Source organism: Caulobacter sp. AP07, from assembly GCF_000281955.1.
In the GTDB taxonomy this organism is placed as follows: Bacteria; Pseudomonadota; Alphaproteobacteria; order Caulobacterales; family Caulobacteraceae; genus Caulobacter.
In genome coordinates this window covers 1-2,083 of the sequence record NZ_AKKF01000064.1, presented here as the reverse complement: position 1 = coordinate 2,083, position 2,083 = coordinate 1, and the positions used below count along the sequence as shown (strand labels likewise).

Below are 2,083 nucleotides of genomic sequence, written 5' to 3'. Positions count from 1 at the left end.
CTGCCCCCCCGCCGCGACCATGGCCGCCATCTCGTCGGCGGGAACGGCCAGTTTATAGCTGTTGTGGGTGCCGACGGCCGCGATGTCGTTGAGACGCAGCGCGGCGTCTTGCGCGCCCCCCTGAGCGAGGGGGGCCGCGCCCAGCAGGGCGATCAACAGACTCAACATGGCGCTCTCCGAAGGTTCGTCCGAGCCGTAATGCGGTTTCGTGACAGGTCTTCGGAGGCCGTTACCTGAACAACGGGACCTTCATGGCGAGGATCTCGCGGGTGTCGCGACGGATGCCGTAGAGCATGCCGCGATCGCCCTCGTCCCAGTCCACCGCCTGGCCCTCGGCCTCCATGCCGACGGTGTCGAGATGGTCGAGCACCCCGCCGCCGTTCGGCAGCGCCATGACATAGAGCTCCGGACGGTCGTGGCCGCTGAGATAGAGCCGCCCGTCGGGGCCCCAGCCGCCGCCGGAAATGCTCATCGGCGCGATCCTGTCCAGCACCGTGGCCGGCAGCGCCCAGGCCTCCAGCCTGCGCCACTGGTCGTCGAACTTCACCAGGGTGGTGTGCCGGTGGTCGCGCGGCGGCTCGCCGCCCTTGCCGTCATAGTTGGCGAACATCGCCCACCACGCGCCGTCGTGCCGGTCCACCCAGGTGATCGAGCCCGTGCCCAGGCCCAGGGCGACGCTGCGTCGGTGGGCCAGGGTCTGGGGATCGAACACCTCGACGGTGCTGACCTGCGGCGTGCCCGGGAAGTTGGAGCTGGCGCAGACCAGTTCCTTGGCGACCACGGCGCAGGAATTGATGTGCGGGAACCGGGCCTTGTCGCCCGTCCATTCGGCCCGCTTCTCGCCGGTCTTCTTGTCGTAGCGGACCAGTTGCCAGTTGCTGACCGCATAGAGGTCGCGGGGCCCCACCGCGACGCCCTGGCGGGCGTTGGAGACGTAGCGCCGAACCGTCTCGGCCCGGCGTGCGGGCGCCTCGGCCGGCGGCGCGGACGCGACTGGCGCCTGCAGCATCAGGGCCACGACATAGGCCAGAACCATCGACCGCACTCCTTCGCCGCATACGCCTAGCAGCTTACCGCCGCGCCACGCCAGACCGCCCTCGCCGCGCGAAGCCGGCCGACACCGCGGTGTCACGAACCCTGGCTATCTGGTCCGCCACCCGGGAGACGCCCATCGATGAGCGACGCGATCCAGTCCGAGCGCGCCTTCGTCGTCGCCTATGGCGCGTCCCACGCCGGCAAGAGCCTGCTCTGGTACGCCAGCGAATTGCTGTTCGCCTACTTCCTGACCGAGGCCTGCGGACTGCCACCCCGGCAGATGGGGCTGATCCTGGGGGCGTCGCTGCTGCTCAACGCCCTGGCCGACCTGGTCGGCGGCCTGAGCCTGGACCGCTGGGTGCGCACGCCCGGAGACGCTGGACGCCTCCAGGCGCTGGGGGCGATCCTGAGCGCCGGGATGTTCGTGGCCTTTGGCCTGGCCGGCCTGGTTCCGGCGCCGGACCGCTTCGCCTTCGCCCTGACCACCATCATCCTCTTTCGGCTGACCTACGCCGCGATGGACCTGCCGCAGAACGCCCTGCTGGCCCTGGCGACGGCGGATGACGGCGCGCGGGCTCGGCTGGCGTCGGTGCGCTACGTCTTCGCCGGCGTGGCCAGCATCGTCGTGGCCGGGGCGTTCGCGCCCTTCCTCCAGAAGGCGAGCGACGCGGTCGCCCCGGCGGCCTTCGCGCTGTTTTCCACGGGCCTGGCAGCCTGCGCGGCGGCCTCGGCCGTCTTCCTGTGGCGTCGCCTGAGCCGCGATCGGCCGCCACGCCTGACGACCGCCGCCAGCAGCGCCGCCGCGACCCGGCGCGACGAACCGGTCGCGCCCCGGCGGTGGCCGCTGTTCCTGATCATGTTCGCGATTTCGGCCAGCCTCTCGATCTTCGGGCGGCTGGAACCCTATTTCGTCACCTATGGCCTGACATCGCCGCTCGACGGCGGCGCCCTGCTGGTCTGCGGCGCGGTCGGCGCCCTGGCCTCCCAGCCGTTCTGGTCGTGGCGGGCCCAGCGCCGCTCGCTGATATCGACCCTGCGGATCCCCCCC

2 protein-coding genes and 1 pseudogene are annotated in these 2,083 nt (G+C 71.2%); 1 reads left to right on the top strand and 2 read right to left on the bottom strand.

Going from position 1 to position 2,083, the window contains the following annotated elements; genetic code table 11:
- Both PMI01_RS28180 and PMI01_RS04775 read right to left on the bottom strand, forming a co-directional pair.
- Positions 1 to 81: pseudogene (locus PMI01_RS28180) on the bottom strand (hypothetical protein); the annotation flags it as partial.
- A 148-nt stretch (positions 82 to 229) separates the two neighbouring features.
- Positions 230 to 1,036, bottom strand: a complete 807-nt coding sequence (locus PMI01_RS04775) for a hypothetical protein (RefSeq protein WP_007663889.1) — start codon at positions 1,034 to 1,036, stop codon at positions 230 to 232.
- Between the two features lie 138 nt (positions 1,037 to 1,174).
- Between PMI01_RS04775 and PMI01_RS04770 the strand changes: the two genes are divergently transcribed.
- Positions 1,175 to 2,083 (top strand): MFS transporter (locus PMI01_RS04770; RefSeq protein ID WP_007663887.1); only part of this gene is annotated, 909 nt, incomplete at its 3' end.

Coding starts and splice junctions, on each gene's coding strand:
- PMI01_RS04775 (WP_007663889.1), bottom strand. CDS start 1,036: ATGGTTCTGGCCTATGTCGTGGCCCTGATGCTGCAGGCGCCAGTCGCG.